At 68.0% G+C, this 3,851-nt stretch carries 3 protein-coding genes and 1 pseudogene; all 4 read right to left on the minus strand.

Going from position 1 to position 3,851, the window contains the following annotated elements; all coding sequences use genetic code 11:
• Nucleotides 1-190 precede the first annotated feature (190 nt).
• The gene (locus EER30_RS46550) at nucleotides 191-391 is read right to left on the minus strand and encodes a hypothetical protein (RefSeq protein ID WP_127509748.1); all 201 of its coding nucleotides are present in this window, start codon (nucleotides 389-391) and stop codon (nucleotides 191-193) included.
• Nucleotides 392-455: 64 nt separating this feature from the next.
• Nucleotides 456-1,217 carry an IS21-like element helper ATPase IstB gene (istB, locus tag EER30_RS46555; RefSeq protein WP_127509751.1) on the minus strand — a complete coding sequence of 254 codons (762 nt, stop codon included), beginning with the start codon at nucleotides 1,215-1,217 and terminating at the stop codon, nucleotides 456-458.
• Nucleotides 1,218-1,392: 175 nt separating this feature from the next.
• A pseudogene (gene istA, locus EER30_RS50210) lies at nucleotides 1,393-2,903 on the minus strand (IS21 family transposase); the annotation flags it as partial.
• A 236-nt stretch (nucleotides 2,904-3,139) separates the two neighbouring features.
• The coding region (locus tag EER30_RS46565) for a glycoside hydrolase family 15 protein (RefSeq protein WP_164842807.1) at nucleotides 3,140-3,851 on the minus strand (712 nt) is incomplete at its 5' end.

Raw genomic sequence — 3,851 nt, forward strand, 5'->3', positions numbered from 1 at the left:
ACGTGCGCAGGGCGCATACTGGCGGTGACCTCGTCGGGGGTTTCGGTCGTGTGTGGTAACTCGATCCGAACCCACGACGAGGTTTTTACGTCGCTACGTCCCTCTTCCCGAGTGAGTTACGTACAGAACTTCTGATCAGGCGCTTAGCCAGCAAGCGCCGTCCGTAAGGCTTGGTCGGGACGCACTGTAGTTAGAACGGCGGCTGTCCCGGTTCAGGGGCTGGCGGTTCGCGGGTGTCGGCGGTCCAGTCCTCGATGTCGTCGGGCCATGGTGCAGGGTGGCCGTTGTCGTCCCAGAAGCCGGTTTCGGCGCCGGTGGCGTGCAAGGCGGCGTTGAGCAGCACGCGTTCGGCTCTTTGCGGGATGTCGACGCCCGGCTCCGGATTGGTCATTCCACGGCTTCGCCGTAGGTGCGGGAGTCGGGCGGCGGCATGCCGGGAGGCGTCGGCGGAGTGGTCATTTGGTCGTGGTCTGTGCTTTGGGCCGTTTGTTCGGCCGGTAGGACGGGCCGTTCATGAAGACCTGGTGACTGTTGTTGATCAATCGGTCGAGCAGGGATTCGGCGACGGCCGGGTTGGGGAACAGCGGATACCAGTCCTGGGGTGCCCGGTTGGCGGTGATCGCGATCGAGCGCCCCTCGGCGACGCGCTGGGAGATCAGCTCGTAGAGGTCATCGGCCTGGCCCGGGGTGAACTCGCGCATCGCGAAGTCGTCCAGGATGAGCAGGTCGGCTTTGACGTGTGCCGCGAGGCGTTTGTCGAAGGTGCGGTCGGCGTGGCCGCCGGCGAGGTCGGCCAGGATGCGGCTGGTCTTGTGGAAGCGGACCTCGGCGCCAGCGCGGATGGCCAGGTGTCCCATGGCCTGGGCGACGTGGGTCTTCCCGACGCCGACGGCGCCGTAGAGGATGAGCGATTCTCCGGCTTGCAGCCAGCGCAGCGCGGCGAGGTCCCGGATCTGCGCGGCCGGGAGTTTCGAGTTGGCGGAGAAATCGAAGCCTTCGAGGGTGGTCTCGGTGTCGAAGCGGGCGCGGCGAAGCCGGCGGCTCATGGCGACCTGTTCGCGGCGGGTGATCTCGTCGTCGCAGAGAATCTGCAGGAACTCCAGGTAGCCCAGGTCGCCGCCCTGGGCCTGGGCGAGGCGGGCGTCGAGGGTCTCCAGCATCCCGGACAGTTTCAGAGCCCGGAGGCTGTCGGCCAGGGCGGGGCGCAGGATCGTCATCGTGTCGTCTCGGCCTTCGTCGCTTCGGCAGGGGTAAGCAGGGTCATGACGCGGCGTCGTGTGGCTCATCGTCCCCGGCGTCGTCGCGACGATCGAGCCTCGCCTCGCTCGTCGTCTCGGCGCTTGGTGCCTCGGCCGGGGTGGGGAACGGGATGACGTCGGCGAACAGGCCGGCGGGGCCGTGCAGGAACGCGGGCGCCCCTGCGTCGCCGGTGGGCCGGTCGGTCTCGATGTCCTCGAGCCCGGCGGCCAGGATGTTGCGGATGGTGCGGTAGGACGGATCGCCGGCTGCGGCGGCCTTGCGGCAGGCAGCTTCGAGACGGGCGTCGGAGTACTTACCGGCCAGGTTGAGGATCGCCTGCGCCGAACGCAGCCGATGCAGCGCCGGCCCGTCCAGCAGTTCGGCGATCACCGCGGTGGTCGCGGGCCCGGTCTGCTCGGCCCGTTCGCGGCACCACTGCGGAGTCCGCGTGTGGAACGCGATCTTCTCCGGCGGGTAGTCCGCGACGTCCGTGGCCCGGCCCTTGTCCTTGCGAACGTGGGTCTTGACCAGCTCGCCGTGGTGGAAGACCTGCACCATCGTCGCGGTGGCGCGGATGTCGACCAGCTGCCCGATCAATCTCCAGGGCACCGAGTAGAGCGCTTTGCCGCACTTGACGTGGACGTCCGGAGCGACTTTCGCCCGCGACCACTCCGCCAAGGTGAATGCCGTGACCGGCAGCGGGGTCAGCGTGCCCGCCTCGGCCTGATCGAACACCTCCGCCGGGGTGCGCCCGTCCAGGCCGCGATGCTTGCGCTGCCCGGCGACCTCCCGGCACCAGTGCAACGCCGAGGCCTGCATCTCGACCAGCGAGGTGAACTCCCGGCCTTTCCACCAGGAGTCCCGGATGTAAGGCATCTGCCGCTCGACGCGGGGCTTGTCTTTGGGCTTGCGGGCGTGTGCCGGGTCGACCAGGACGCCGTAGTGCGCGGCGAGCTCGGCATAAGCCCGGTTCGCTGCGGATCGTAGAGATCGGGCTTGTCGACGCCGGTCTTCAGGTTGTCCGGAATGAGCCGGGCCGGACAACCGCCGAAGAACGCGAACGCCTCGACGTGACTGGCCGTCCACGACGCCTGATCCATGCTGATCACCGGCCGCACGAACATGTGCCGCGAGTGCGACAGCACCATGACGAACGCCCAGATCCGCTGCGAACGTCCCGTGCGCGGATCCATCCAGGAGCCGAGCAGGCCGTAGTCGATCTGCCCTTCCAGGCCCGGCTCGGGATCGGCGCGCAGCACCGTCACCTTGTCCCGCACCGCGTCCTCGGCCAGGTTCGCCGTGACATACCGCTTGAACGACGCCAGCGAGCCGGCGACCCCGTGCTCGTCCCGTAGCCGCTGGTGGATCGTCGCTTTGGTCACCCCGGCCCGCAGCATCTCGACGACGTAGTCGTGATGCTTGGCGAACTCCGGCCAGGTCACCTGCCGCAGCCGGGTGTCCGTCAGGTGCGGGAACCACTGTTTGACCAGCGGCGCCCAGTCGTCCTGGTTCATCGGCGGGGTTCCGCCCGGCACGAATCCTGCCGCGATCGCCGGCTCGACATACCGTCGGATCGTCTTGCGGTCCACCCCCAGCGAGCCCGCAACGTCGTACTGGGACCGGCCCGCGTACCAGTGCGCCAGGATCTCGGTTATATCGATCACGTGGAACGTCCTCCTCGCCATCCGCTCCCCAAAGGGCTTGCTGGCAAGAAGATGATCTACGCGAGAAGGAAAGGATCTTGGCAACGGCGGCGGAACGCTCGCCGTCCCCTTTACAAACACCACGAGCGGCCCAGTAGTCCATCGCGAGCGCACGCCAGGAGAAATACGTGAGCGAATCACGGCCTCATGGGGGCATTACGTGAGCGCTGACAAAGATCATCCTCGCCCGCTCACGTTCACCGCACCCGGGTCAGGTTGACGGCGCTGCTGATCAGCCCGATGTGGCTGAACGCCTGAGGGAAGTTGCCGAGGAACTCTCCGCTGGCCGGGTCGATCTGCTCGGGCAGAAGGCCTACGTGATTGGCGCGGGCGCAGAGTCGTTCGAAACGTTCCCGGGCCTCCTCCACCCGGCCGCTGGAGGCGAGGTTGTCCACCCACCAGAAGGAACAGAGAAGGAAGGCGCCCTCCTCCCCGCGCAGGCCGTCGGGTGATTCCGCGGGCAGGTACCGGTAGAGCAGATCACCGCCGGCGCCGAGCCGCTCGACGACAGCGTCGACCGTCGCCGTCATGCGCGGGTCCCCTGCGTCGATAACCCGTCGCAGCGGCAACGCCAGCAGGCTCGCGTCGACGGTTCCGGGCTGGCCGAGGTGCTCGGTGAGGTGCCCCGCGGATGAATCCCACGCCTGGTCGAGCAGCTGCGCCCGGATCGTGTCGGCCAGGTCGCGCCACCGGGCCTCCTCAGTTGTGCGGCCGGTCGCCCCCGCGATACGCGCCATGCGGTCCGCCGCCACCTGGCACATGGCCACCGAGTACGTGAACGGCCGCCCCGTGTCAAGCCCCGGGTTTGATGGAGAGTTGGTTAGCTGGTTTCCAGGGTTGCGGTGACCGGGTGGGTCATCGCGTGTAGGGCTTCGTGTTCGGCGGGTGGGACGTGGTCGAGCTCGCCGT

The organism is Actinoplanes solisilvae (genome assembly GCF_003999975.1).
In the GTDB taxonomy this organism is placed as follows: domain Bacteria; phylum Actinomycetota; class Actinomycetes; order Mycobacteriales; family Micromonosporaceae; genus Actinoplanes; species Actinoplanes solisilvae.